This window comes from Flavobacterium sp. W22_SRS_FK3 (assembly GCF_052113665.1).
GTDB lineage: Bacteria > Bacteroidota > Bacteroidia > Flavobacteriales > Flavobacteriaceae > Flavobacterium.
The window spans coordinates 1-1,639 of sequence record NZ_JBGQOF010000063.1 but is presented as its reverse complement, the minus strand read 5'-3'; the positions used below and the strand labels follow the sequence as shown (position 1 = coordinate 1,639).

The following is a 1,639-nucleotide window of genomic DNA, read 5'->3' as shown; positions in this document are numbered from 1 at the left end:
AAAAATCCTGTTTTTAAACAATACTTTTCTATATTTGTTTAAAACAAAAACGGAAGTTTTTTCACAGACTGACGTTGTGCGACATATTACACAAAAATGGAAATAGAAACTCTAATAAAAGATTTAATTAAAATTCTTGAAAAAGAAGAACCAAAAAATGTAAATATAATTAATTCATTGCAAAATTGTAATGGCGGAAAATGGAAAAACAAAGCGTATTATCAATTTGTAAACAGTGAAAATCCAAACCAACTTGGTTCTAAATGGCAATTTTCAAATAATCTAATCATTGAACATCCAGAAAGAGGAACAATAATTATAGATATACTTAAAGATAATTTGATTGGCGGAATTGAATTTTATGAATTAATTTAGGAATAGACTATGAATGAGTTGGAAAAAAAAATAGTTACTGAAGCAATTTTGGACTTTGATAAAACTGCAAAGAAATTAATTGAAAAATTATTAACTGAATTTGGAGTCGATAAAAAAGAAAAAAATCCGTTCAATAAATTCATCTCAATAAAAAACAATCTTCGAAAAGGTAATCTTTCAGAAAATTGGACATATTGGTTTCATGGCGATGCTTGTGAATTTGAAAATTCAGAAACTAAACAATTAGTATATGTGAAAATAAACAGAAATGGAAATTATGGAGTAATTGATAATTACTATTTATACAAATTTATATTAACCACTAAATCTTTAAAAAAAGTTTCTAATATCATATCTAACGAAAAGAGATTTAATGAATTAATATTGGAACTTGAAAAAGCAAAGATTATCATAGATATTGGCGAAAATGAATTCATAAAAACTCGGGTATTAAATTTCAACAAAATAAATTAAAAAATACGATCGCACAACAGCTATTTTGAGCTAGCTGGAATTTAGTGGAATTATCGTTTCGCATCCAGTTGTCGTTAGGCCGAAAATTGAGCGGTTACGAACTTCCAGCCATCTCAAAGTAGCAAAACGTTAGCAGATAGTGTGAGCCGAAATATCGCAGAAAAAATAATTAAAAAAATAAATTAAAATATAGAAAATGGATAATGAATTAATTGTTGAGAAAAGTTGGTGGAAAAGAAATTGGAAATGGTTTTTACCAACTTTCTTACTAGTTTTTTTACTCTTATTTGGAGTAATTTTAAGTTCAAGTATTGACGGAAATGTTACAGATATTGCTCATGCATATTCGGATAATTCACTTTATGAAAAAGCGATTGAGAAAGCAAAATCTAATGAAAGAGTTATTGAACTTATAGGAGAAATTGAACCGATCGATAATTTAGCAATTTTGGAAGGAAATGCGATTTACTCAAACAATAATAATTCAGTCGAATTGTCAATAAGAATAAAAGGAAATAAAGGAAAAGGGAAAATGGATATTTCTGCTGACAAAAATGGAAAAGAATGGGAATATAAAAAAATAAACATACGAATTAAAGAGCCGAAAGAAGAAATACAAATTTTAAAAGATACGATTGAAAAAAAGTAACATCACAAAATTAAAACAATATTGAAATCCTGAAACTTAATTGTAAAAACAAAAAACCATCTGCTAACAGCTAAGGGATTCGTTGCGTGCGTAGCACGAACAATGAAGCCCGTGTTGAACGGAACCGCTGAGATTCCGCAA

At 27.9% G+C, this 1,639-nt stretch carries 3 protein-coding genes; all 3 read left to right on the top strand.

All coding sequences use genetic code 11. The features are described from left to right. Positions 1–96 precede the first annotated feature (96 nt). The 3 genes from ACEN2I_RS19935 (at position 97) to ACEN2I_RS19925 (ending at position 1,498) form a co-directional block, all read left to right on the top strand. Positions 97–375, top strand: coding sequence for a hypothetical protein (locus ACEN2I_RS19935; RefSeq protein ID WP_441767828.1), 279 nt, complete (start codon positions 97–99; stop codon positions 373–375). A gap of 9 nt (positions 376–384) precedes the next feature. Continuing rightward, on the top strand, positions 385–849 hold the full coding sequence (locus ACEN2I_RS19930; protein WP_441767827.1) for a DUF6896 domain-containing protein: 465 nt from the start codon (positions 385–387) through the stop codon (positions 847–849). A 196-nt stretch (positions 850–1,045) separates the two neighbouring features. Beyond that, entirely contained in the window at positions 1,046–1,498 is a 453-nt protein-coding gene (locus tag ACEN2I_RS19925) for a cytochrome c oxidase assembly factor Coa1 family protein (protein ID WP_441767826.1), read from the top strand. The last annotated feature ends 141 nt before the right edge of the window (positions 1,499–1,639 follow it).

Excerpts from the sequence above, each read along its gene's own strand:
- ACEN2I_RS19935 (WP_441767828.1), top strand. The coding sequence starts at position 97 with ATGGAAATAGAAACTCTAATAAAAGATTTAATTAAAATTCTTGAAAAA.
- ACEN2I_RS19930 (WP_441767827.1), top strand. The coding sequence starts at position 385 with ATGAATGAGTTGGAAAAAAAAATAGTTACTGAAGCAATTTTGGACTTT.
- ACEN2I_RS19925 (WP_441767826.1), top strand. The coding sequence starts at position 1,046 with ATGGATAATGAATTAATTGTTGAGAAAAGTTGGTGGAAAAGAAATTGG.